The following is a 23,487-nucleotide window of genomic DNA, read 5'->3' as shown; positions in this document are numbered from 1 at the left end:
AGGGTTAAGCGGTTATTTACTCGGTCAGTGTTTACTCAAAACAGTATTTTGTTGCGTACGAGTGAGTAACCATGTCCCGTGTCGCCGAGTTGCTTCGCTCGCGTCGGATGCCGCAGGTCGCGGTGCTGACGCTGATGTCAGTCGGCTTTGCCGGCTGCAGCGCCGATATGCAGACGCGCTTTTCCGATAGCTCGTTCTCCAATCCCTTTGCCTCGCAGCCCGAAGCCACCGGTTCGGTGCGCCCGCCCACCGCTGAACGCCGCGAGCTGCCGCAATACGACCGGCCGCAGGCGTCTGCGCCGCAATTCCAGTCCCAGGCTCTGCCGCCGCCCGCCGTCGTTGCACCGCACGCTTATCCGGCCAGCTCTGGCGGGGTGTCGGGAGGAGGGCGCGGGGTTTCGTCCTATGCGCCGCCATCCCAGCCGCCGATCGAGACCACCGCCACGGTACCGCCGCGCTCGGTCGCGGCCGCGCGCCCGGCTGCGCCGAATGGCACCTCGATCATCGTCGGCACCAGCGACACGCTCGACATTCTGGCCAAACGCTACAACGTTTCAGCCGCCGCGATCCTGCAGGCCAACGGCTACAAGGGCCCGCGGGTGCTGTCGCCCGGCCAGCAACTGATCATTCCGCGGCAGACGGCGGTGGCTGCGGCCGCGCCGGCGCTTGCGCCGGCGGCCAGCAAGCCGGTTGCCGCCGCGGCTGCGCCGTCGAGCGTCCATATCGTCAATCGCGGCGATACGCTGATGAGCATCGCGCGCCGCAATCACGTCCCGGTTGCCGAACTCGCCAAGGCCAACAATCTCGATCAGTCCGCCAAGCTCAGCCTCGGCATGAAGCTCACCGTGCCCGGTTCGAAGTCCGCGGCCGTCGCGCCAGTGGCGCAGCCCGTCGTCGCCGCAGTACCTGCCCAGCCGGTCGCCCCGGTTGCGGCGCCTGCCACCAAGATGGCCGCAGCCGGCGGTCCGCCGCAGGCCGCGCGGCTGGCACAGGCGACCACCAATGTTGCCGAAGAAAAGCCCGTCGTCGAAGCCGCGTCGGTCAAATCAAGCGAAGCCACCGGCGCGCTGCCGACCTTCCGCTGGCCGGTGCGCGGCAAGGTGATCACGAGCTACGGCGCCAAGACCAACGGCAAATCGAATGACGGTATCAACCTGGCGGTGCCGGAAGGCACGCCGGTGAAAGCCGCGGAAGATGGCGTGGTTGCCTATTCCGGCAACGAGCTCAAGGGTTACGGCAATCTGGTTCTGGTGCGGCACTCCAACGGGTACGTCACCGCATATGCCCATGCGAGTGAACTGATGGTGAAGCGCGGGGATACGATCAAGCGCGGCCAGATCATTGCCAAATCGGGTCAATCGGGCGAGGTGGGGTCGCCGCAGCTCCACTTCGAGATCCGCAAGGGATCTTCTCCGGTTGACCCGCTTCAATTCCTGAACGGGGCGTGAGGCGAGCGTACCCCGGATGCAGCCAACGGGCTACGGGCTCTACTTCCCGGAAAGCCGCACGCCCAGCCGTCCCGCCAGTTCCTGCGTGAACTGCCAGGCCACGCGGCCCGAGCGAGAGCCGCGCGTGGTCGACCATTCCAGCGCTTCGCGCTCCAGCTCTTCGTCGGCCATCGCGATGCCGAAATGGCCGCAATAGCCCCGCACCATCGCCAGATATTCATCCTGGCTGCAGCGGTGGAAGCCGAGCCAAAGCCCGAAGCGATCCGACAGCGAGACTTTCTCCTCGACCGCTTCACCCGGGTTGATCGCGGTTGAGCGTTCGTTCTCGATCATCTCGCGCGCCAGCAGGTGCCGCCGGTTCGAGGTCGCGTAGAGGATGACGTTGTCGGGGCGTCCCTCGATACCGCCTTCCAGCACCGCCTTCAGCGATTTGTAGGAGGCGTCGTTGCCGTCGAAGGAGAGGTCGTCGCAGAACACGATGAAGCGGAAATCGGAGCTGCGCAGGAGATCCATCAGGCCGGGCAGGCTCTCGATATCCTCGCGGTGGATCTCGATCAGCTTGAGCCGGTCGGCCGGCTTGCGGTCGATGTTGATATTGGCGTGAGTGGCCTTCACCAGCGACGACTTGCCCATGCCGCGCGCGCCCCATAGCAGCGCGTTGTTCGCGGGCAGCCCGTCGGCAAAGCGCTCGGTGTTTTCGATCAGGATGTCGCGCACCTGGTCGATACCCCTAAGCAGCCCAAGGTCGACGCGGCTGACCCGCGGCACCGACGAAAGCCGTCCGTCCGGATGCCAGACAAAGGCGTCCGCAGAACCGAACTGCTCAAGGGTGGCCGTCGCCGGGGAGGCCGCGGAAAGGTGGACGGCGATGGCTTCCAGCGCCGTGGCGATCCGCTCGGCGGTGGCGCCGTTGAGGCTGTTTGCCGGACGTTTTGTCGCGGTTTTCGCAACGGCTCGCGAGGCCGCTCTGGGGGCAGTGCGCGCCGCTGTTTGAGCCGCGGTTTTCTTGGCTTTTTTCGACATTTTTGCAGTTCCTGACCGCGCAGCCTTAACGGGCCTTGGAAGGTCCCGCAAGCGGCCTAAATGAGAGGGGCCGGCCACGTTGCAATTGGGCCCGCCGCCGCTATAGTCCGCGCGAATTTGCCCGGGACAGGCGATTTGCCCAAGGCGCTAAGCCCAGGCATGGCCGGTTCTTTTCCGTCTCACGAGGATTGTTCGATGCTGATTACCCCTGCGTACGCCCAGGCTGCAGCCGGCGGCGATGCGAACAGCATGTTGATGTCGCTGCTGCCATTCGCGCTGATCTTCGTGATCATGTATTTCCTGATTCTGCGCCCGCAGCAGAAGAAGGTGAAGGATCATCAGGAACTGGTCAAAAACATCCGGCGCGGCGACACCGTCGTCACCTCGGGCGGCCTGGTCGGCAAGGTGACCAAGGTGGTCGACGACGACCAGATCGAGTTCGAGATTTCGGACGGCGTCCGTGTGCGGCAGATGCGGCAGATGATTTCGGGCGTCCGCGCCAAGGGCGAGCCGGCCAAGGAAAAGAGTGAGAGCAAGGACGAGACGTCCGCGAGCTGAGTTTTCCGCGCCGCTTGCCGCGGCGCATTTTCCTGGATCAGACGGGTCAACTCGATGTTGTATTTCTCGCGGTGGAAGGCGCTGGCGATCATTCTGACCGCGCTGATCGTCTGCCTGTTCGCGGTTCCGAACTTCTTTTCCCAGGAGAGAGTGAAGACCTGGCCGCTCTGGGCGCAGCGCCACATCGTGCTCGGCCTCGATTTGCAGGGCGGCTCGTACCTGCTGCTCGAAGTCGATTCCAACTACGTGAAGAAGGAAAAGCTCGACCAGGTGCGCGATGAGGTCCGCCGCGTACTGCGCGACGCCAAGATCGGCTATACTGGCCTTTCCGTCCGCGGCGACGCCGCCGAAGTCCGCGTCAAGGAGAGTGACCAGCAGGCGGCCCTCACCAAGCTGCGCGAGCTGTCGCAGCCGCTCGGCGGTCTGCTCGGCTCCTCAGGGCAGCGCAGCCTCGAAGTTTCGGACGCCGGCGGCGGCCTGTTCCGTCTCACCGTGCCGCAAGCCGCCATTACCGAACGCATCCGGCAAACGATTGAACAGTCGATCCAGATCGTCGAGCGCCGTATCAACGAATTGGGCACGGTCGAGCCCTTGATCCAGCGGCAAGGCACCGATCGTATCCTGGTCCAGGTGCCGGGATTGCAGGATCCAACCGACCTGAAGCGCATCCTTGGCCAGACCGCCAAGATGGAATTCCGCATGGTCGATCCGTCGGTGTCGCCGGATCAGGTTCAGTCGGGGCGGGGAGTTTCGGCGGATTCGGAAGTCTTGATGAGCGAGCAATCGCCCAAGGTTCCCTACGTCATCAAGCGGCAGGTGCTGGTGTCGGGCGGCGACCTGACCGACGCGCAGCCGGGCTTCGACCAGCGCACCAACGAGCCGATCGTGAACTTCAAGTTCAACAGTTCGGGCTCGCGCAAATTCGCGCAGGCGACGTCGGAAAATGTCGGGCAACCCTTTGCCATCGTCCTCGACAACAAGGTGATATCCGCACCCGTGATCCGCGAGCCGATCACCGGCGGCCAGGGGCAGATTTCCGGCAGCTTCACGGTGCAGGCGGCCAACGAGCTCGCGCTGCTAATGCGCGCCGGCGCACTGCCGGCGCCGCTGACCGTGATCGAGGAGCGCACCGTCGGTCCCGGCCTCGGCCAGGACTCGATCGAGAAGGGCAAACTCGCTGCCTACATCGGCTCGATCATGGTCATTTTGTTCATGCTGGTGACCTACCGCCTGTTCGGCGTGTTCGCCAACGTCGCGGTGGCCATCAATGTCGCGATGATCTTCGGCATCCTGTCGCTGCTTAACGCCACGCTGACCTTGCCCGGCATCGCCGGCGTCGTGCTGACGGTCGGCATCGCCGTCGACTCCAACGTGCTGATCTATGAGCGCATCCGCGAAGAGCTACGTCACGGGCGAACCCCGATTTCGGCGATCGACGCGGGATTCCGCCGCGCATTGGCGACAATTCTGGACTCCAACATCACCACCTTCATCGCCGCTGCGGTGCTGTTCTATATCGGCACCGGGCCGGTCCGCGGCTTTGCCGTCACGCTCGGCATCGGCATCATCACCACGGTCTTCACCGCGTTTACGCTCACCAGCCTGATCGTCGCCGGTTGGGTGCGGTGGAAGCGACCGAAGACCGTGCCGATTTAAGGAATAGCTGTGACTGATTACGTTCTCATTGGTCTGGGCATTCTGATCGTCGTGCTGACGGTGGTCGCGGTGCTCGATCTCTTGCCGCCGCTGCGCATCGTCCCCGACGACACGCATTTCGATTTCACGCGCTTTCGCCGCATCAGCTTTCCGATCTCGGCGGCGCTCTCGATCGTCGCGATCGTGCTGTTCTTCACCCATGGCCTGAATTTCGGCATCGACTTCCGGGGCGGTACGCTGCTGGAAGTGCAGAACAAGTCCGGCCCGGCCGATATCGGCGCGATGCGCGCAAGGCTGAGCACGCTCGGTCTCGGCGACATCCAGCTGCAGCAGTTCGGCGGTCCCTCGGACGTGCTGATCCGGGTGGCCGAGCAGCCGGGCGGCGATGCCGCGCAGCAGGCGGCAGTGCAGAAGGTTCGCGGCGCGCTCGGCGATAGCGTCGAATACCGCCGCGTCGAAGTGGTTGGGCCGCGCGTTTCCGGCGAACTTTTGGCCTACGGCATGGTCGGCCTGATGCTCGCGATCATCGCGATCCTGGTCTATCTCTGGTTCCGATTCGAATGGCAGTTCGCATTGGGCGCCATGATCGCCAACGTCCACGATATCGTGCTGACGATCGGCTTCATGTCGATCTCCCAGGTCGATTTCGACCTCACCAGTATCGCGGCGCTCCTGACCATTCTCGGCTACTCCCTGAACGACACGGTCGTGATCTACGACCGCATCAGGGAAATGCTGCGGCGGTACAAGAAAATGCCGATGCCGCAGCTTTTGAACGAATCCATCAATTCGACATTGTCGCGTTCGATCATCACCCACGTCACGGTGACGCTGGCATTGCTCGCGCTGCTGCTGTTCGGCGGCCACGCGATCCACAGCTTCACGGCGGTCATGATGTTCGGCGTGGTGCTGGTCGGCACCTATACCTCGATCTTCATCGCCGCGCCGATCCTGATCTATCTCGGCGTTGGTGAGCACCGCGACGCCCCGGATAAGCCTACGAAGAAGTAAGTCATGGCCACATCCTCGGACGCCCCGCATCTTCCGAGGTCGGCGCCGATCGAAGCCTACGGCAAGGGCGGCTTCGCGTTCGCCGAGATGTCGCATCGCGGCTCGCTGCTGTGCCTGCCGGACGGCATATGGGCCTGGCAGGTTACGAAACCGGCCGAGATCGACGAATATTCGCTGGCGCGCGTCTTCAAGGCCGCCAATTCCATCGATACGCTGATCGTCGGCACCGGCACTGAAGTCTGGGTGCCGCCGCGGGACCTCCGTGAGGCGCTGCGCGCCGTGCGCGTGGTGCTCGATGCGATGCAGACGGGGCCCGCGATCCGCACCTACAACATCATGCTGGGCGAGCGCCGGCGCGTCGCGGCGGCGTTGATCGCGGTGCCATGAGCGGGGCGGCGACGTCGAAAGAGTCCGCCGCGTTCTGCGCCGATCTGGTGCGCACGCACGACTTTGCCCGCTATGCGTCGACGCTGTTCCTGCCACAGATCCAGCGCCGCGCGTTGCTGTCGGTCTACGCCTTCAATGTCGAGATATCGCGCGTGCGCGAGCAGGTCAGCCAGCCGCTGCCGGGCGAGATGCGGCTGCAATGGTGGACCGACATGCTGGAAGGCGCCGGCCATGGCGGCGTCGAAGGCAATCCGGTCGCGGCCGAACTGTTGCAGACGATCGGTGAATTCCACCTGCCGATCGAACTGCTGTCGCGGCTGATCGAGGAGCATCAGTTCGACCTCTACAACGATCCGATGCCGTCGATGGCGGCGCTGGAAGGGTACGTCACCGACACCTCCGCGGCGCTGTTCTCGCTCGGCGCGCGGATCGCGGGGCAGCCATCGGCCGTGATCGACCATCTCGCGCGCCATGCCGGACTGGCCCAGGGCATGGCGCATGTGATCGCGGCGCTGCCGCTCGATGCCGCGCGGCGACAGCTATTCCTGCCGCTGCAATTGCTGCAGCAACACGGCAGCGGGATGGAGGAAGTTTTTTCGGGCAAGCAGACGCCGCGGGCGCGTGCCGCGATCGACCAGTTGGTGGGAGAGGTCCGAAAGCATCTCCTCACTGCCTTCGAACTGCTGATACATGTGCCGCCGCAGGCGCGGCCGGTGTTCCTTCCGCTGGCGCTGATCCACCGCGACCTGAAGCGCATGTCACGCGCTGACTTCGATCCCTTCGTGCCGCAGGCGACGTCGCGGTTGCGGACCCTGTGGACGCTGTGGCGGGCATCGCGGACGAGGGAGTTCGGCGGGTAAGAAACACGTCGATCCAGCGATGGCGGAAAATGTAGGGTGGGCAAAGCGCAGCGTGCCCACCATCTGCAGATCAGGATGACGCTGGATGGTGGGCACGGCACTGCGTGCCTTTGCCCACCCTACGATTCTTGCCGCAATGACGCTGGAGTGCCTACCGCAAATTCAACTCGCTGCTCTCGAAATTGAACCGATCGCGCAAGTTCTTCCGGCTCTCCAGAATATCCTTCAGGAACGCGCGGTCGACCTCGCTCTTGATCAGCGGCTCGATCAGATCGATCTGGTTCATCGCGACGAGTTGCAGGATCTCGGTGCGCGGCTTGCCGGCGGCATCGCGCGGCAAGGCGTGCACCACCTGGATATGCTCCGGCGGCTTGACGCCCTTGGCTGCGGCGAGGTCGCTGCGCAACTGCTTTTCCAGCGCGACCTTGTCGGCCTCGACGAAGGCGTACAGCCCGACGCCGGTGCGGCGGTCGGCGAATGCGACGATGGCGGTGTCGCGCACGTCAGGGTTCTTTCTGATCAGCTCGATCAGGACAGGCGCGTCGTTGACCAGCCGGCGGCCGCCGCCTTCGCGATCGGTGAAGTTGAACAGGCCGCGGGTGATGGCCTGGTAGACCTTCTTGCCGGTCTTGAGCCAGATGCTGGCGACAAAGGATTTGCGCGCGAGAATCTTGCGCTCCATCGGCGTCAGCGCCTGTGGCGCATAGCTGCGCTTGTGCTTCAGCAGATGCCGCAGGTCCTCATAGGCCGCGATCCGGAACAGGCGGCTTCTTGTCTTGAAGCAGGCGGCCAGTTGAAAATCGGTCACATAGGCGCGGCCGTTGCTGCCACGCAGCCAGTTCTGTTCCTTGGCGAGATCATTATGGCAGATGCCAGCGCGGTGCAGCTTGCGAAGCGCGAGCTTGGCGGAGCGGAAATAGGCGAGGTCGCCATGGGGTTTTGCCAGATGCAGCGCGACGCCGTCGATGAAGCCGCGCACCAGCGCGCTTCGGCCGGCCCAGAGCAGCTTCGGGCCGGCGTCGAGATCGCGCGCCAGCGCCAGCGCGCGGCGCTCGCGGGCGAACAGATGGCGGGCGAGCGGATAGGACCACAGCGGTACCTGATCGAGCCGGCGCAGCACCGCGTCAACCTCGCCGGCATCATCGCGAAAGCGGCCGCGTTCGACGGTCGAGAACACGTCGCGCTTCAGCAGCACGCCTTCGGTCCATCGCGCCGACAGGATCGCGGCGTCGTCCTTGGGCAAACTCATGGTGCTAAGCCGCCGCCGCTACACGAAGATGATCGGCGATCCAGCGATCGAGATCAGCCAGCGCCCGAGCGCTAAGCGCCTGCTTTTTTGCCACCGTCTTCTCGTTGCCGCGCAGCCGCGTGCCATCCGTTTTCTTGGTCGGCAAGCTCGCAAGCGGCGGGAACAGCCCGAAATTGATGTTCATGGGTTGGAATGAGCGCGTTCCGGCCTCAATCGTCTCGATGTGGCCGCCTGTGATATGCCCGAGCAGCGACCCCAGCGCCGTGGTCACCGGCGGCGGTTCGAGCGACTGCTCCCGGGCGTTCGCCGCGGCGTAAAGGCCTGCTATCAGGCCGATGCTGGCGGATTCCACATAGCCCTCGCAGCCGGTCATCTGCCCGGCAAAGCGCAGCCGTGGCTGCGCGCGCAGCCGCAACTGCCCATCGAGGAGTTTTGGCGAGTTCAGGAAGGTGTTGCGGTGCAGGCCGCCGAGCCGTGCGAATTCGGCGTTCTCGAGGCCCGGAATGGTACGGAACACGCGCTGTTGCGCGCCATAGTTCAGCTTGGTCTGGAAACCGACGATGTTGTAGAGCGTGCCGAGCTTGTTGTCCTGCCGCAGTTGCACGATAGCGTAGGGCTTGACCGTCGGATTGTGCGGATTGGTCAATCCGACCGGCTTCATCGGTCCGTGCCGCAGCGTCTCGTGGCCGCGCTCGGCCATCACTTCGACCGGCAGGCAGCCGTCGAAATAGGGCGTGTTGGTCTCCCAGTCCTTGAACTCGACCTTCTCGCCGGCCAGCAGCGCGGCAACGAAAGCGTCGTACTGCTCCTTGGTCATTGGGCAGTTGATGTAGTCCGCGCCGGTGCCGCCCGGCCCGATCTTGTCGTAGCGCGACTGAAACCACGCCACCGACATGTCGATGGAATCCTTGTGCACGATCGGCGCGATCGCATCGAAGAACGCCAGCGCGCTCTCATCCGTCAGCTCGCGAATCGCCTCGGCCAGCGGCGCCGAGGTGAGGGGGCCGGTCGCGACGATCACGTTGGCCCAGTCGGCGGGCGGCAGACCGGTGATTTCGGTCCGGTCGATCTCGATCAGGGGATGGTCGTGCAGGGCCCGGGTGACGGCTGCGGAAAACCCGTCGCGGTCGACCGCCAGCGCCCCGCCCGCGGGCACCTGATTGGCATCGGCGCAGCGCATGATCAGCGAGCCCAGCCGGCGCATCTCGGCATGCAGCAGGCCGACGGCGTTGTTGGCGGCATCGTCCGAGCGAAACGAGTTGGAGCAGACGAGCTCGGCCAATCCTTCGGTGCGGTGCGCTTCGGTCATCCGCAACGGGCGCATCTCGTGCAGGACGACGCGAACGCCCGCATTGGCGACCTGCCAGGCGGCTTCCGAACCGGCAAGACCGCCGCCAATCACATGGACGGTGTCAGTTTGGGGAGTGGAGGAAATCATGTGCGAAGGGTTAGCGCGTTTTCGCGCCAAGCGCACCTGCCATGGCGTTTTCGAGCGAAGCATGCCCTCGGACTTGATCCGGGGTGGATGCCGGTTCGCGAAGAAAACGCGTCAAACTAGCGGCCAGAAACGACAACGCCCGCAGCGGGGCGGGCGTTATCCCTTCGTCGGGCAGCCGAACAGAGATCAGCCGGCATAGTTCCCGGCGGCAACGCGCGGAATGTCCGAACGATCGAGGCCGATATCGGCCAGTTCGCGATCGCTGAGCTGGGACAGTTCGCTGACATTGCGCTGATAATCCCGGAACGCCTGGATCATGCGGATGAGCGAAAGTAACATCGTAGTCTCCTTGAATTAGTGATTCAGCCTTTAGGGTGCGGCCTCATCGTTGAAATGAATATAGAGCCGAATACTGCAGTGCGGAAGTTCCTATGTTGCGATGCAGCTAATCCTAAAACGCATGACGACGGTAAGAGCCGCTTAACTTTTCAGTATGGCTGAAAAATCGGTCGGCTCGTCCGCCCCATCGGTGTTTCACCCATTGAAAATAACACCGTAAATTTAGGAGCTTACTGTCATTTCCAAATTAACCTCGCTGTCGGCCAAATAGCGATCAGGAGGGCTCGACTGCAAGTCCGTGAGTGCGTGCAGCGCACAAAATATGCCTCAAAGCGAGATTTTTGGAATCTTCTTATGCGCGAATCGCATGTGACGCACTGATTATGAATGAACAAATATTCATTTTTACGAGTGACGATCAGTTTCTGATTTCATCGCCCAAAAAGGCGCCAGCGATGGCCGGCTAATGGTGGATACGCTCGCGCGAAGCCAACAACGGGCGCAGACCTGAGGGAAAGGGCCGATCGCTGTGGCAGGCTCTTGAGTGGTTGCCAAGTCTAAGGCGCCCGCGAAAGCTGCGTTGCGAAGTGGGCGATGGTCTTGGCGTAGACCTCGCTCTTGTTCCACTCCTTGATCGCAGCGAAATTGGCGCTGCCGGGCTCCCAGTCCTTGCCGCGTTGCCAGCCGTGGCCGGCGAGGAAGTTGGCGGTCGAGGCCAGTACGTCCGGGGGGCTGCGCAGCAGATCGCGGCGTCCGTTGCTGTCGAAATCGACCGCGAACTTGATGTAGGACGACGGCATGAACTGGGTCTGGCCGATTTCGCCCGCCCATGCGCCGCGCAAATCCTGTGGCGCGATATCGCCGCGCTCGACGATGCGCAGCGCATCCATCAGCTCGGCCTTGAACAGGTCGGTGCGGCGGCAGTCATAGGCCAGCGTCGCCAGCGAGCGCAGCGTCGGGAATTTTCCGATGTTGACGCCGAAATCGGTCTCCAGGCCCCAGATCGCCACCAGCACTTCGCCGGGCACGCCATAAGCCTGTTCGATGCGCCCGAGCACCGAGCCGTATTGCTTGAGCATGTTGGCGCCGCGGGTCAGCCGGGGCGGAACCATGCGGCCGGAGAATTCCTCAAACGTCTGGCTGAACACTTTCTGCGAATGGTCGCGGGCCAGCACGCTCTTGTCGAGCGTAACGCCGGTCAGGCCAGCCTGAATGGCGGAAGCCGCGATCCCTTTGGCGGCAGCTTCTTTCTTGAAATCTTCCAGCCACGTTTCGAACGGGCCCGTGCCGCAGGGCGCCGCCAATGCGGACGCCGCAGAAGTCAGCAACAGGGCGCCCACGGTCAGGGCGCGCAGAGAAAGGCGAGAAATCATCGTGCCGTTCGCTCCACAATCGATGCATCATCGATGGTTAGTGTCCACGTCACGTCGAATGTTCGAAGCAAGATCGGCCAAAACAAGGCTGATGTCGTTGCCCTCAATGGCTTTCCGTTGAAGATGCTCAATTCATCGTTAGTGAGCGGTGAACGACGCCACCGCCGGTCGGTTCGGCCGGCGGTATGATCGATCGGGTTCCATGCAAGCCTATGCGCTGTCCTTGCGCCGCCAGGGGAACAGATTGGCCGGGAAATCGGCCGCAGGCTTGCGTTCGCGATGCGCGCGGGGCGGAAGTGGCTGCGGATTGAGTTCCGGCTCAATCGTCTCCCGATAGAGATGCCACGTGGCGTGCCCGAGCAGGGGGATGACGACGGCAAGGCCGAGGAAGGCCGGCAACGATCCCGCCACCAGCAGCACCGCGACGATCAAGCCCCAGGCCGCCATCGGTACGGGATTTCGTGCGACCGCGCGCAGCGAGGTCACCATCGCATCGCCGGCGCCGGCATGACGGTCGAGCATCAAGGGGAACGACACCACACTGATGCACAGCGCGGCAAGGGCGAACAGGAAGCCGACACCGCAGCCAACCACGATCAGCCACCAACCCTGTGGTGTCGTCAGCACGCGTTCGGCGAAATCGGAAGCACCGGTCGCGCCCGCATAGCCGAACGCGGCGATGTAGATCGCTTGCGCGGTTGCTACCCATGTCACGAACAGCGCCAGCAACAGTACACCTAACCCGAGCATCGCGCCGAACGATGGCGAGCGTACGACCTCGAGCGCATCCCAGGCGCTTGCCGGTTCGCCGCGTTCGCGACGGCGGCTCATTTCGTAGAGGCCGAGCGCAGCAAACGGGCCGAGCAGGGCAAAGCCCGCGGCGAGCGGAAACAACAGCGGCAGAACCGAATAGCCGTGCACGGCGCGCGCCAGCATCAGTCCGAGCACGGGATAGATGATGCACAGGATGATGGCGTGGCTTGGAACGGCTTTGAAATCTTCCCAGCCGCGCTGCAAGGCCCGATGGAGGTCTGATAGGCCGATGGTTCGGATGACGGGCGCACCGGCGGCGTCTGGTCCACTCTGCGCCATCGATGTGACATTGCCGTGATAGGTCGCCATGGTCGCTGTCTCCCTCGCGGTCGCATCACGCGCCAACCGAAGGACGCCAACGCGCCATTTCATAAAACGATCACGATCAGGCCAGACGCGAAGACGGATGGGGAACTGGCCATGTCGCGAACTGAGACAGCAGCGTACTCCCAAACAGCGACAAACGCACTCACGCTTCGGTGAATGTTTCATTGGCAAGCTTCATCCGGCTGGCTAGACTTGCGAGCGATCCCGGCGTGGTGCTGCCGGTCAAACAGTGCCACCAAGACTCACCCCATCCTCAAGTCATTGGGAGCGAACAATGAGCATTTTCGGAAAAATCATGAGCGCGATTTTCGGCACCAAGGCAGACGCTGCGCCGGCTGGCGGCGGCGCAGCCGCGGAGGCTGGATCGTCCGGTGGGGCCGCTGCACCAGCCGCCGCGACCGTCGACGTCGCGCCGATCCTGGACAAGGCGGTCGCTGCCAAAGGCGAGAAACTGGCGTGGCGCACCTCGATCGTCGACCTGATGAAAGCGCTCGACATCGATTCCAGCTTTGCTGCCCGCAAGGATCTCGCGAAAGAGCTCGGCTACACCGGCGACAGCAACGACTCCGCCAGCATGAACATCTGGCTGCACAAGCAGGTCATGGCCAAGCTGGCCGCCAATGGCGGCAAGCTGCCACCCGATATCAAGCACTGACGCTTCGCCCGGCTCACACAAGCGAAAGGCCCGCGCGGCGACGCGGGCCTTCTTTTTTCTTTGGTGCGATTTTCTTTGGTGCGATTGCAATGCAACAACGCGCAAACGGTATCCACTTCGTGAGGAAAACCCAGTAGCTTCGGGCCGACAAAAAGACGCGCAAAACAAGGAGAACGCCAATGAGCAATGTCGATCGCAGGACCATCCTGGCAACGGGTGCGCTGGCGCTGGCCGGTGCCGGCATGGAGGTCGGCACGGCCGCAGCGCAGGCCGGCCCGAAATCGATTTTTCCGGTTGGCACGACGACCATCCCGATCGTGGGTGAGACCGACGTGTTTCCGGTGCGGCGGATCTATTGCATCGGGCGAAACTATGCCGCGCATGCGCGCGAAATGGGTTCTGACCCCAATCGCGAGCCGCCGTTCTTCTTTCAGAAGCCGACCGACGCGATCCAGAATGTCGCGCTCGACACGGTCGCCGATCATCCATACCCCTCGCTCACCAAGAACTACCATTACGAGGTCGAACTGGTGGCGGCGCTGAAATCCGGCGGTACCAATATTCCCGCGGAGAAAGCGCTCGACCACGTTTACGGCTATGCGCTCGGTCTCGACATGACGCGGCGCGATCTACAGCGTGCAATGGGGGATGAGAAGAAGCCATGGGAAATCGGCAAGAGCTTTGATCGCTCCGCCGTGCTCGGGCCGATTCACCCCGCTGCCAAGACCGGACATTTCACCAAGGGCGCGATTTCGCTGGCGTTGAACGGCACGGTCAAGCAGAACTCCGATCTGCGCAATATGATCTGGAACGTGGCGGAGCAGATCGCCAAGCTTTCGGAAGCCTTCGAACTCAAGCCGGGCGACATCATCTATTCGGGCACGCCGGAAAATGTCGGCCCGGTCGTGAAGGGCGATGTGCTGTTGTGCAAGCTCGAAGGCCTGCCGGATATGTCGATCCGGATCGTTTGAGAATACCATCCCCACCGTCGTCGCCCCTGCGAACGTTCGCAGGGACGATGGCGATTTGCGAAGGTGCGCTGGCTCACCCCGCCAGATCGGCAAATTCCGGGTTTCTGCGCAGATAATCCACGACGAACCCGCAGCCGGCGATCACCGTGCGGCCGTCGGCGCGGATCAGCTCGAGCGCGCCCCTGACCAGTTCGGAAGCGATGCCGCGGCCACGCAACGCGCGGGGCGTTTCGGTATGGGTGATGATGACCGCCGAGGGGGTAACGCGATAGTTCGCGAACGCCACATCCCCGTCGACGTCGAGTTCGAAGCGATTTTGAGCCTTGTTGTCGCGGACGGCGGCCATGCAGCGATTCCCGGATGATTGACCGTTTCATGTAGGGACATGTACCCGCCGATACAAACCGGCGACAACGCAGGTGCGGATTTCCGCAAGGTGCTGGGATCAGTCCGGGCCTGGGCCATAGCTTGAAGCGGCTCGGTGCGGCGCAATAAAGTGCGGTGCCCACGGTTCGCGCGTGCAAGATCTTTGCAGGCGGGCCTTGCAGCGGGGTGTGGGGTTCCTACGTCTTTCGAATGACATACGCCGCCGAAGCGGCCGGGTCTGGGTTCGATATCGGTAAATGCTGTGATCGCGGCCGCCGACGTATGCCTCTTTTTTCAAGGGGAGGTTACAATGTCGGGCTTTGGTTTCTTCAGCAAACATCGCACGTGGGAAGACTGGTTCGGCATGCTCCTTGGCGTGCTGATCGTGGTATCGCCGTGGTTTCCTTTCTCAAGCCACGACGTGATGGACTCCGAACGCAGCACCATGATCCTCAACACGTTCGTGATCGGCATGCTGGTGTTCGGTCTGGCTCAGCTCGAATATGTCGCACTGCAGCGCTGGGAGGAGATAGGCGAGATCGCGCTCGGCCTCTGGCTGATCGCCTCACCGTTCATCCTCGGCTACTCCGGTGACGACATACTTCGGGCCTGGCATGTCGCCCTCGGTGCAATCGTCGTCCTGCTGGGTGCGCTTCAGCTCTGGCAGGATTGGCGCTTGAGCGACCAGGAACTGGCCAACCATCCGCAGTAATTGCGGGCAGGGCCCGCCGGCCCCATCCGTGACCGGCGGCGGGCCTTCGACTCAAATCCTAGTACTTCAATGAATCGACAAGCAGGGCGCGGACCGACCACGGGCTGCCGTCGACGGCGCCCTTGATGTCGTCGATCTTCCACTGGCCGGCCTCGTGGATAAAATCGTAGCGGATGGTCTTGTCGGCCGGGTTGGCGCGCGCATTCCGCTGATGACTTTCGGTCGTGACGGCGACGGTCGCCTTGTCGGCTCCCTGCTTCTCGGCAGCCACCTTGAAGGAATTCACGTCGGGATCCTGCGAATTGGAGACGGGATCGAAATCCACCGGCCCGCCGTCGCCCTTGCGCGTGCGGGCATCCGCCTTGGCCCAGAGTGCGACCAGCGAATTCGACAGGTATTTGGTTCTGCTAGCCTTGGTCTGGATCACAAACGTGCCGCCGCCATCGCCCTTGCCCCTGGCCACGCGGGTGTAGATGGCGGTCAGGATGCCGGCGGGCTCGTCGGCCGCGCCCGCGCGGCGCGGCAGCATAGCGGCCAGCAGGGCGGCTGCGCCTGATAATATCAGCTTTCGACGGGTAACCATGGTGACCCCTTAAATCGTTTGAGCTGCTTATGGACGGGAAGACGGGGCTGGCTATGGTGATGCCCGCAACGCTTGCCGGGAGATTAGCATGGCCAATGAAAAGGGCCCCAACATCAAGAAGAAGCAGAAATGCAAGAATTGCGAGGGCAAGGGCCTGCTGAAGAAGGGCGACAAGGTCGTAAAATGCCAGCGCTGCAAGGGGACCGGCGTGCGGTGAATGCCGCCCAGTCGCCGCGACGCGTGGCCCGCGGTCGCTGTGGATGACCCACCGCGCGCTGGCAGGCGCAAGGCTTTCTGCTACGAGGCTTTCTGCTACGAGGCTTTCTGCTACGAGGCTTTCTGCTATCGTTGCGACGAGGTGTTCTATGTCTGTTTTTCGAAGCGTGATGGTTGATTCCCAGTGACTGAAACCGTGACTATTCCCACCCCGCGCGGCGGCATGGCGCGGATGTCGCGCCGGGTGATGAATCTGGCGCATATGCTGACCCAGAATGCCCGCCGCCATGGCGACCGCACGGGCTTCATCTGGGGCGACAAATCCTGGACCTGGCGCGAGATCGATCGTTCCGTCTCCGCGCTGGCAGCGGGCCTCGCTGCGCGGGGCGTCGTCAAGGGCGACCGCATCCTGGTCCATTCCAAGAATTGCGACGAGATGTTCTGGTCGATGTTCGCGGCCTTTCGCCTCGGCGCGGTCTGGGTGCCGACCAATTTCCGCCTGATGCCGGACGAGGTCGCCTATCTCGCCACCGCTTCCGGTGCGAAGGCGTTTCTGTGCCATGGTGATTTCCCCGACCACGCCAAGGCTGCGGCCAATCCGGCGCTCGAATTCATCTGGCGGATCGGCGAGGGCACGTTTGGCGAGAAGGCGGTGAGCGAGGTGATCGCGTCGCAGGCCGGCGCCAGGGTCGAGAATGCGGCGGTCGATTACGACGATCCCTGCTGGTTCTTCTTCACCTCCGGCACCACCGGCCGCTCCAAGGCGGCGGTGCTCACCCACGGCCAGATGGCCTTTGTGGTGACAAATCATCTCGCCGACCTGATGCCGGGTACGACCGAGACCGATGCTTCGCTGGTGGTCGCGCCGCTGTCGCATGGCGCCGGCGTGCACCAGCTCGTGCAGGCCGCGCGCGGCGTGCCGACCATCCTGCTGCCGTCCGAAAAATTCGACATCGCCGAAGCGTTCCGGCTGATCGAGGCGCATCGCGTCAGCAACATTTTTACCGTGCCGACCATTTTGAAGATGATGGTCGAGCATCCTTCCGTCGACAAATACGACCATTCCTCGCTGCGCTTCGTGATCTATGCCGGCGCGCCGATGTATCGCGAGGATCAGAAGGCGGCGCTGAACAAGCTCGGCCCGGTGCTGGTGCAATATTTCGGGCTCGGCGAAGTCACCGGCAACATCACGGTCATGCCGGCCAATCTGCACGATCCCGAGGACGGCCCGCAGGCCCGCATCGGCACCTGCGGCTTCGAGCGCACGGGTATGCAGGTCTCGATCCAGGGCGACGACGGGCGCGAGCTCAAAGCCTTCGAGACCGGCGAGATCTGCGTGATCGGTCCCGCCGTATTCGCCGGCTATTACGACAACCCCGAAGCCAACGCGAAGGCGTTCCGCGACGGCTGGTTTCGTACCGGCGATCTCGGCCACATGGACGAGGAGGGATTCGTCTATATCACCGGCCGTGCCTCGGACATGTACATCTCGGGCGGCTCCAATATCTATCCGCGCGAGGTCGAGGAGAAAATTCTCACGCACCCGGCGATCGGCGAGGTTGCCGTGCTCGGCGTGCCCGACCCGTTCTGGGGCGAGGTGGGCGTCGCCGTCTGCGTCGCGCGCGAGGGCGCGGCTGAAGTGAGCGAGGCGGAGCTGGCCGCATTCCTGGCGCCGAAGGTGCCGCGTTACAAGATGCCGAAGCGCTTCTTCTTCTGGGAGGCGTTGCCGAAGTCCGGCTACGGCAAGATTCCGAAGCGGCTGGTCCGCGATGAACTCGAGGCGCGAGGGTTGCTTGAGCTCGTTGCGAAGTCGACGGGTACCTGAGGGATGCGCAGCATTGACCAGCCCGGCGCGCCCGCGCCCGAACGCATCCAATGGGTCGAGGCGCGGGGACGGGCGTTCTCATTCACGCTTGCCGCCGGCCTGCCGCTGCTCGAGGCCGCGCGCCGCGGCTTTGCCGAGGCGGGATTTTCAGGCGGCGTGCTGAGCATGCGGGGAGGGGCGCTGGGGCCCTTTGCCTATGTGATGCCGGCGCTGTCGAAGACCGGCGCCAATGCGGCATTCTACAGCGACACCTTTCGGCCCTCCGGTATCACGCGGCTGAAGCTTGGCGCGATGACGCTTGGCGAGCGCGACGGTGCGCCGTTCTTTCATTGCCACGGGCTGTGGACCGAGACCGATGGACGACTGCACGGCGGCCACATCCTTCCCGAGGAGAGCATCGTCGCCGAATCGTTCGCGGTGGAAGCGTTCGGAATCGACGGTGCGATGTTTGCGGCCGATCCCGATCCCGAGACCAATTTCAAATTGTTCGGTCCCGTCGGGCGCGCCGGCACCGATGTGAAGGCCGACAGCCGCGCCTTCGCGCTGCGGCTGCGGCCGAATCAGGATTTTGCCGTGGCGCTGGAGACCTTCTGCCGGCAGCACGGAATTTTGCGCGCGCGGATTCACGGCGGCGTTGGCTCCACCATCGGCGCGCATTTCACCGATGGCCGAACCGTCGTGCCGTTTGCGACCGAGCTAGCGATTAAGTCCGGCAGTGTCGCGCCCGGCGCTGACGGCACGCTGCAGGCGGAGCTCGATGTCGCGCTGGTCGATTATCTCGGCGGCATCGCCGAGGGCCGGCTGATGCGCGGCGACAACCCGGTGCTGATGACGATGGAGCTGGTGCTCGAGGCGGTGTGAGCTTTCGTAAGCGCGGTAGGGTGGGCAAAGGCGCGTTAGCGCCGTGCCCACCATCTCTCGAAGAGCGTCATGCTGAATGGTGGGCACGCTTGCGCTTTGCCCACCCTACGCAGCTACGTAACTAGGTTGCCATCTTACCGGAAGTGATAGTTCACGCCGACCTTGATGGTGTGGAAGTCGAAGCTGCCGGAGTCCAGCGGTTGGCCGTCGAATTTGTAGGTCTCGCTACCGAGGCTGGTGTACATGTATTCGGCCTTGGCCGACCAACTCGGCGTGAACAAATATTCGAGGCCGCCGCCGATGGTGTAGCCGGTATGAGTCTGGCTGTCCGAAAACGTTATGACGCCGTCCGTGAAGGACGTCTTGGCGTTGGCCCATGCAAAACCACCCTTGGCGTAGAGGAGGGCTGCATCGACGGCGAAACCGGCGCGGCCGGTCACGCTGCCGAACGCATTGGTCTTGTTTTCCTGTGTAACGCCGACGTCCACGAGGAAGCTGTCCTTGATGCTGGCGCCCGCGGCGTCGACTTCGACACCGAAGACGAACTGGCTGCCCGGAAGTTGCCAGTTGTAGCCGACCGTGCCGCCACCGAAGCCGCCGCTGCCGGCGTCGGTCTCCCAGCCGAAGCCGCCCATTGCGCCGATATAGAAGCCGGACCAGTTATACGCCGGAGACACCACCGCCGGAGGGGCCTTGGTGTAGGGCCGCGCCTGCATGTCGGCGGCCGAGGCCGCGGTCGCGACCGAGAGAGCCACGCCAGCCAGAAGTAGTCGTTTCATGTTTTGTCCCCTAAAGTTGAACACTCGTATAACCCCCTGCGGGCTCGATAGCGAACCGATCGCACCGGCATGGTGACGTATCGTTTGTGGAAGAGGACGCGAACGCGCCCCCAAAGAGCCGTCTGCAAGCGACGTTTGCGCAGATGTGAGAACGATCGCTTGCGTATTAACCATACGATGCATATGCCGGCAAAAATTGGACCGAAGCGCGTCCGCGCATTGGCGCGGGCAGGTTGCTATTTCGACAGCACTGCGGCGGCGTGTGGGGTGAGACGCGTTTTGAATCTGCGAGAGAAGCGACGGCGTTCGCGGAATTGAAATCATCATAGTCGCGTGCGCGCGTGTACAGTATGCGCCGCGGCCTCTCCACGTCATTGCGAGCGAAGCGAAGCAATCCACTCTTTCTTTGCGGCAGCGAAATAGATTGCTTCGCTTCGCTCGCAATGACGGTGGATATAGTTTCGCGATCTCGCAGCGTTGTTCGCCCCGGGGAAATCGGCGTTTTGGCGCAGCGGCTCCGGACGGTAATTGGCGGTCCAGACGGATTGCCCGTCCTGCGCCACGTCGCTTCAACGCCGCTTGCGGACGTGAACATTGATGTCGAGATCGATCTCGCTGACGCAGGTCTGCGTCGTGCGGTGCGAGCCGCCCTCATGCCAGCGGCCCTCGCGCGCGTGGGCGTTTTTGACACCAGCCAGCTTCAGACATCGCCATTGCGGCAGCGGCCCTGAGCTCTCGCCGCCGAACTGCCAGGCCAGCACGACCTCTTCGCCGCGTCTGTTGGTGCCGATGATGTGCGGGCACAGTTCGCGGATGCGGCTATCATAGTCGCAGATGACCTGCTGCTCGCCGAGGATGGCGTTGCGGAAGAGGGTGTAGGTGGCGCTTTGCATCGGGGTGGCGTGCCATCTAGGATTGTACGACGTTCCCTGTATAACCATCACGAACGACATTGTTTCCCCCGGGATCCGAGCCCATGGCTTCCAGACGCAATCGCCCGATCAATCTGCCGGCGCCGTATCTCAAGCGCATCTGGCTCGAGCCATCGCGGATCACCAACCGCGAGGCCTATCCGTTCTGCTTGCCCTTGCTGCGCGACGATTTTGAGCTGAGCTTTGATAAGGCGATCACGATCATCGTCGGCGAGAATGGCACCGGCAAATCCACCTTGCTCGAGGGCATCGCCGTGCTCGCCGGCTATGACGAAGCCGGCGGCGGCAAGGGGTACATGACGGTCGACCACTCATGGGCGTTGGAAAAAATGGGGGGACAATTGTCCAGCGCGTTGCGGGCGAGCTGGCTACCCAAAATCACCAATGGCTGGTTTTTCCGCGCCGAAAGCTTTTTCTCGGTTGCCCGATACTTGGACGAGATGGCCCAGAAATATCCAATGGGAGGAGGCCCTCCGCCGGACTTCCTGTCCCATTCCCACGGTGAAGGGTTTTTGCGTTTCTTCGAGGAGCGTTGCCAGAAGCAGGGTATCTTTATTTTCGACGAACCGGAATCCGCGCTGTCGCCCGCGCGCCAGATCGAGTTTTTGAAGCTGATGCGGCGGATGGAGAATATCGGCCATTGCCAGATCATCATGGCGACGCATTCGCCTGTCCTGATGGCGTATCCCAACGCGAGGCTGTTGCGGCTGACGAAGTACGGCCTGGAGCCGGTGACGGTGCGGGAAACCGATCACTACAAGGTCATGCGCGAGTTTTGCGAGGATCCGGCGGGGTTTGTGCAGGCGGCGATCGAGGAGTGAGCCGTTGGCTCTACCCGTCCTACGATATTAGCCAACGCAATGCCGCGCGTCGCGGCGGCGCCACAAACCAGCCTCCTTTGGTCTGAAAATGCGCTACGATAACGCCGCTGCGCGGCTAGCGTGGGCCAACAAGACAATGAGGAAGCGACATGAGGACGACGCTCGCGAGGGTGGGGGCCGTGGTGGCGGCGCTGGCAGTGATAGGCGTAGCCTGGGCGCATGGGCCGACCCGCCAGAAGGTGCGGGAATCGATCGAGATCAACGCGCCGCCGGCCAAGGTGTGGGCCGTGATCGGCAATTTCCAGGACATGAACTGGCTGCAGCCGGTCAGCAAGACCGAGGGCACCAAGGGCAACGAGATCGAGGCTACGCGACGCTTGACGCTGGCTGATGGAGCGACCGTCGATGAGGAGCTCTACAAATACGATGCCGAGAAGATGACCTATTCGTACCGGATCACCGCCGTGGATGTGAAGGTGCTGCCGGTCACCAACTATTCGTCCACCCTGACGGTCACGCCCAGCGCCGACGGCAAGGGGAGCAGCCTGGAGTGGGCCGGCGCGTTCTATCGCGGTTTTCCGAACAACGATCCGCCGCTGGAGCTGAGCGACGAGGCTGCTGTGAAGGCGGTGAGCGGGCTCTACAAAGCGGGCCTCGAGGCGCTGAAGAAGAAGGTCGAAAGCGGAAGCTGATCGTGCGGGCGATCGTTCTGGCGGCGCTCGTCGCCAGCATCGGTACCGCCTGGGCCGGGCAGGCGCGGGCCGAGGAGGCCTTCGTCACCAATCAGCTCAGCGAAAACCTGACGGTCGTGGATCTCACGTCCTTGCAACCGGTCGCGACCATCGCGATCGGCGGCAAGCCTGCGGGCGTCGCCATCACGCCGGATGGACGCTTCGCCTATGTGACGAGCCCCGATGCCAAGGCGCTGACGGTGGTCGATGCCGCCGCACGCCGGATCATCGGGAAGATCAACACCGGCGGCGGTCCGCTCGGTGTCGCCGTGGCGCCGGATGGCGCAACAGTTTATGTCGCCGACTGGTACGCCGCGGCGGTGCGGGTGATCGATCCGAAAGAACAGCGCGTTGTCGCCGATATCGCGGTCGGCGCCTCGCCGTCGGGGCTCGCGGTGACGCCGGACGGGCGGCTCCTGCTCTCGGCGGACCGTGACGCCGATAGCGTGTCCGTCATCGACACCGCGACGCGCCAGCGGCGGGCCACGATCAAGGTCGGGGAGCGCCCGTTTGGCATCACCATCGATGCCGATGGCCGGCGGGCCTACACCGCGAATGTCGGATCGAACGACGTCTCCGTGATCGACATCGCAGATAACAGCGAGATCGGGCGTGTGAAGACGGGCTTGCGCCCCTATGCGGTCGCGCTCGCGCAAGGGCGCGGCTTTGTCACCGACCAGTATGACGGCACCGTCAGCGTGTTCGATCTTGCCACGCTTCAGCCGGTCAAGCGCATCACTGTAGGCGATTACCCGGAAGGGATCGCGGCGACCGCGGACGGCCGGCGCATCATCGTGGCGAACTGGGAGAGCAACTCGATCAGCGTGATCGATGCGGTCGAACTGAAGGTGACCGAAGAGATCAAGGTCGGCGACGGGCCGCGGGCGTTCGGGGCGTTCTTGCGGCGGTAGCCGGGGAGGGCGCGCCGTCAGGGCGTTCGGCATTGCAATAGATCAAGCAGCTGTAGCCCGCATGAGCGAAGCGACATGCGGGTGGAGCTTGCGTGCAGGACCCCGGATATCGAGCCAACCGTGCTGCTGCACCGCGACGACGCGACGCCCCGCATGCCGGGCTGGTTTGTGCTATAATGGCGGGAGAACGAGAGAAAAACAGGGAGGACGCCATGCCTCATACCCTGGTGCCCAGTGATCGCGTCGAGCACGCGCACGTTTACGGGCGCGACGGCACAAAACTCGGCTCAATCGAACGGCTGATGCTCGACAAGGTAAGCGGAACGGTGGCTTACGCCGTGATCAAGACTGGAGGGCTGCTCGGCAGCCACCATCATTGTCCGATCCGGTGGGACGCCCTCCGATTTGATTCCGCGCGTCAGGCCTTCCAATCCGACGTGACGCTGGAGGACCTGCGCGCAGGCCCGTCCGAGCTCGATGAAGAGGCCTTCGACTGGGGCGACCGTTCACGCCCGCATCCGCATTATTGGACGGTGTAGGGCGACGCCTCGCAGAGTCGGCCTTTCCAGTTTTGGACGGCCGCCTCGAACGAGTTTGTGCGCGGCTACCGGGGTATGGCTCACCTCGAGCGAAACAAGCCGG

The 23,487-nt window shown here is 63.3% G+C and carries 26 protein-coding genes and 1 pseudogene; 17 read left to right on the top strand and 10 right to left on the bottom strand.

Going from position 1 to position 23,487, the window contains the following annotated elements:
* Positions 1-71: 71 nt before the first annotated feature.
* Positions 72-1,448: a peptidoglycan DD-metalloendopeptidase family protein gene (locus V1286_RS16365; protein WP_334480977.1), complete on the top strand. Its 1,377-nt coding sequence runs from the start codon at positions 72-74 to the stop codon at positions 1,446-1,448.
* A 39-nt stretch (positions 1,449-1,487) separates the two neighbouring features.
* Here the strand turns inward: V1286_RS16365 and V1286_RS16360 are convergent, their stop codons facing one another.
* Positions 1,488-2,471, bottom strand: coding sequence for an ATP-binding protein (locus V1286_RS16360; RefSeq protein WP_334480975.1), 984 nt, complete (start codon positions 2,469-2,471; stop codon positions 1,488-1,490).
* 195 nt (positions 2,472-2,666) lie between these two features.
* Here V1286_RS16360 and yajC point away from each other — a divergent pair, with 195 nt between their 5' ends.
* Genes yajC through V1286_RS16335 form a run of 5 tightly spaced genes read left to right on the top strand, consistent with a single transcriptional unit; the run spans position 2,667 to position 6,943 of the window.
* Positions 2,667-3,029 (top strand): preprotein translocase subunit YajC, encoded by a 363-nt coding sequence (gene yajC / locus V1286_RS16355; protein WP_108515959.1) that lies wholly within the window; start codon positions 2,667-2,669, stop codon positions 3,027-3,029.
* A gap of 54 nt (positions 3,030-3,083) precedes the next feature.
* Positions 3,084-4,685: a protein translocase subunit SecD gene (gene secD, locus V1286_RS16350; protein ID WP_334480973.1), complete on the top strand. Its 1,602-nt coding sequence runs from the start codon at positions 3,084-3,086 to the stop codon at positions 4,683-4,685.
* Between the two features lie 9 nt (positions 4,686-4,694).
* On the top strand, positions 4,695-5,696 hold the full coding sequence (gene secF / locus V1286_RS16345; protein WP_334480971.1) for a protein translocase subunit SecF: 1,002 nt from the start codon (positions 4,695-4,697) through the stop codon (positions 5,694-5,696).
* Positions 5,697-5,699: 3 nt separating this feature from the next.
* Positions 5,700-6,083, top strand: a complete 384-nt coding sequence (locus tag V1286_RS16340) for an Mth938-like domain-containing protein (RefSeq protein WP_334480969.1) — start codon at positions 5,700-5,702, stop codon at positions 6,081-6,083.
* Positions 6,080-6,943 carry a phytoene/squalene synthase family protein gene (locus V1286_RS16335; RefSeq protein WP_334480967.1) on the top strand — a complete coding sequence of 288 codons (864 nt, stop codon included), beginning with the start codon at positions 6,080-6,082 and terminating at the stop codon, positions 6,941-6,943. The genes V1286_RS16340 and V1286_RS16335 overlap by 4 nt, the downstream gene beginning before the upstream one ends.
* Before the next feature lie 151 nt (positions 6,944-7,094).
* On the opposite strand, the gene V1286_RS16330 is transcribed toward V1286_RS16335, so the two are convergent.
* From V1286_RS16330 to V1286_RS16310, 5 genes are all read right to left on the bottom strand, one after another.
* Positions 7,095-8,192 (bottom strand): serine/threonine protein kinase, encoded by a 1,098-nt coding sequence (locus tag V1286_RS16330; RefSeq protein WP_334480965.1) that lies wholly within the window; start codon positions 8,190-8,192, stop codon positions 7,095-7,097.
* A 4-nt stretch (positions 8,193-8,196) separates the two neighbouring features.
* Positions 8,197-9,630, bottom strand: a complete 1,434-nt coding sequence (gene trmFO / locus V1286_RS16325) for a methylenetetrahydrofolate--tRNA-(uracil(54)-C(5))-methyltransferase (FADH(2)-oxidizing) TrmFO (protein WP_334480963.1) — start codon at positions 9,628-9,630, stop codon at positions 8,197-8,199.
* Positions 9,631-9,816: 186 nt separating this feature from the next.
* Positions 9,817-9,969: a DUF1127 domain-containing protein gene (locus V1286_RS16320; protein WP_334480961.1), complete on the bottom strand. Its 153-nt coding sequence runs from the start codon at positions 9,967-9,969 to the stop codon at positions 9,817-9,819.
* Between the two features lie 557 nt (positions 9,970-10,526).
* Positions 10,527-11,342 carry a lytic murein transglycosylase gene (locus tag V1286_RS16315; protein WP_334480959.1) on the bottom strand — a complete coding sequence of 272 codons (816 nt, stop codon included), beginning with the start codon at positions 11,340-11,342 and terminating at the stop codon, positions 10,527-10,529.
* A 210-nt stretch (positions 11,343-11,552) separates the two neighbouring features.
* Positions 11,553-12,464, bottom strand: coding sequence for a DUF2189 domain-containing protein (locus tag V1286_RS16310; protein ID WP_334480957.1), 912 nt, complete (start codon positions 12,462-12,464; stop codon positions 11,553-11,555).
* A gap of 292 nt (positions 12,465-12,756) precedes the next feature.
* Between V1286_RS16310 and V1286_RS16305 the strand changes: the two genes are divergently transcribed.
* Positions 12,757-13,137 carry a DUF3597 domain-containing protein gene (locus V1286_RS16305; RefSeq protein ID WP_057855857.1) on the top strand — a complete coding sequence of 127 codons (381 nt, stop codon included), beginning with the start codon at positions 12,757-12,759 and terminating at the stop codon, positions 13,135-13,137.
* Between the two features lie 179 nt (positions 13,138-13,316).
* Positions 13,317-14,108: a fumarylacetoacetate hydrolase family protein gene (locus tag V1286_RS16300; RefSeq protein ID WP_334480952.1), complete on the top strand. Its 792-nt coding sequence runs from the start codon at positions 13,317-13,319 to the stop codon at positions 14,106-14,108.
* Positions 14,109-14,181: 73 nt separating this feature from the next.
* On the opposite strand, the gene V1286_RS16295 is transcribed toward V1286_RS16300, so the two are convergent.
* Positions 14,182-14,454 (bottom strand): GNAT family N-acetyltransferase, encoded by a 273-nt coding sequence (locus V1286_RS16295; protein WP_334480950.1) that lies wholly within the window; start codon positions 14,452-14,454, stop codon positions 14,182-14,184.
* A 330-nt stretch (positions 14,455-14,784) separates the two neighbouring features.
* Here V1286_RS16295 and V1286_RS16290 point away from each other — a divergent pair, with 330 nt between their 5' ends.
* Positions 14,785-15,186 (top strand): SPW repeat protein, encoded by a 402-nt coding sequence (locus tag V1286_RS16290; protein WP_334480948.1) that lies wholly within the window; start codon positions 14,785-14,787, stop codon positions 15,184-15,186.
* A gap of 58 nt (positions 15,187-15,244) precedes the next feature.
* Here V1286_RS16290 and V1286_RS16285 read toward each other — a convergent pair whose 3' ends face one another.
* Positions 15,245-15,769 carry a DUF3828 domain-containing protein gene (locus tag V1286_RS16285; RefSeq protein ID WP_334480946.1) on the bottom strand — a complete coding sequence of 175 codons (525 nt, stop codon included), beginning with the start codon at positions 15,767-15,769 and terminating at the stop codon, positions 15,245-15,247.
* 88 nt (positions 15,770-15,857) lie between these two features.
* Between V1286_RS16285 and V1286_RS16280 the strand changes: the two genes are divergently transcribed.
* The 3 genes from V1286_RS16280 to V1286_RS16270 all read left to right on the top strand — a co-directional run bounded on the left by V1286_RS16280 (position 15,858) and on the right by V1286_RS16270 (position 18,671).
* Positions 15,858-15,986: a hypothetical protein gene (locus V1286_RS16280; protein WP_256473423.1), complete on the top strand. Its 129-nt coding sequence runs from the start codon at positions 15,858-15,860 to the stop codon at positions 15,984-15,986.
* Between the two features lie 183 nt (positions 15,987-16,169).
* Positions 16,170-17,810, top strand: coding sequence for an acyl-CoA synthetase (locus V1286_RS16275; protein ID WP_417021147.1), 1,641 nt, complete (start codon positions 16,170-16,172; stop codon positions 17,808-17,810).
* A 3-nt stretch (positions 17,811-17,813) separates the two neighbouring features.
* Complete coding sequence (locus V1286_RS16270) at positions 17,814-18,671, top strand: PCC domain-containing protein (protein ID WP_334480940.1); 858 nt, start codon at positions 17,814-17,816, stop codon at positions 18,669-18,671.
* A gap of 134 nt (positions 18,672-18,805) precedes the next feature.
* On the opposite strand, the gene V1286_RS16265 is transcribed toward V1286_RS16270, so the two are convergent.
* Both V1286_RS16265 and V1286_RS16260 read right to left on the bottom strand, forming a co-directional pair.
* The gene (locus V1286_RS16265; protein ID WP_334480939.1) at positions 18,806-19,450 is read right to left on the bottom strand and encodes an outer membrane protein; all 645 of its coding nucleotides are present in this window, start codon (positions 19,448-19,450) and stop codon (positions 18,806-18,808) included.
* A 569-nt stretch (positions 19,451-20,019) separates the two neighbouring features.
* A complete protein-coding gene (locus V1286_RS16260; RefSeq protein WP_334480938.1) occupies positions 20,020-20,403 on the bottom strand; it encodes a hypothetical protein in 384 nt (127 codons plus the stop codon).
* A 134-nt stretch (positions 20,404-20,537) separates the two neighbouring features.
* On the opposite strand from V1286_RS16260, the pseudogene V1286_RS38930 reads away from it, so the two are divergent.
* The 5 genes and pseudogenes from V1286_RS38930 to V1286_RS16240 all read left to right on the top strand — a co-directional run.
* Positions 20,538-20,639 (top strand): annotated as a pseudogene (locus V1286_RS38930) (AAA family ATPase); the annotation flags it as partial.
* A gap of 39 nt (positions 20,640-20,678) precedes the next feature.
* Positions 20,679-21,203, top strand: a complete 525-nt coding sequence (locus V1286_RS16255) for an AAA family ATPase (RefSeq protein WP_417021261.1) — start codon at positions 20,679-20,681, stop codon at positions 21,201-21,203.
* Positions 21,204-21,352: 149 nt separating this feature from the next.
* Complete coding sequence (locus V1286_RS16250) at positions 21,353-21,895, top strand: SRPBCC family protein (RefSeq protein WP_334480936.1); 543 nt, start codon at positions 21,353-21,355, stop codon at positions 21,893-21,895.
* Between the two features lie 2 nt (positions 21,896-21,897).
* Complete coding sequence (locus tag V1286_RS16245; protein ID WP_334480935.1) at positions 21,898-22,845, top strand: YVTN family beta-propeller repeat protein; 948 nt, start codon at positions 21,898-21,900, stop codon at positions 22,843-22,845.
* Positions 22,846-23,057: 212 nt separating this feature from the next.
* Positions 23,058-23,384: a PRC-barrel domain-containing protein gene (locus V1286_RS16240; protein ID WP_334480933.1), complete on the top strand. Its 327-nt coding sequence runs from the start codon at positions 23,058-23,060 to the stop codon at positions 23,382-23,384.
* Positions 23,385-23,487 lie beyond the last annotated feature (103 nt).

The sequence above is a fragment of the Bradyrhizobium algeriense genome, from assembly GCF_036924595.1.
GTDB classification, from domain to species: Bacteria; Pseudomonadota; Alphaproteobacteria; order Rhizobiales; family Xanthobacteraceae; genus Bradyrhizobium; species Bradyrhizobium algeriense.
The sequence above is the reverse complement of the archived record's forward strand: the minus strand, read 5'-3'. Positions and strand labels throughout refer to the sequence as shown.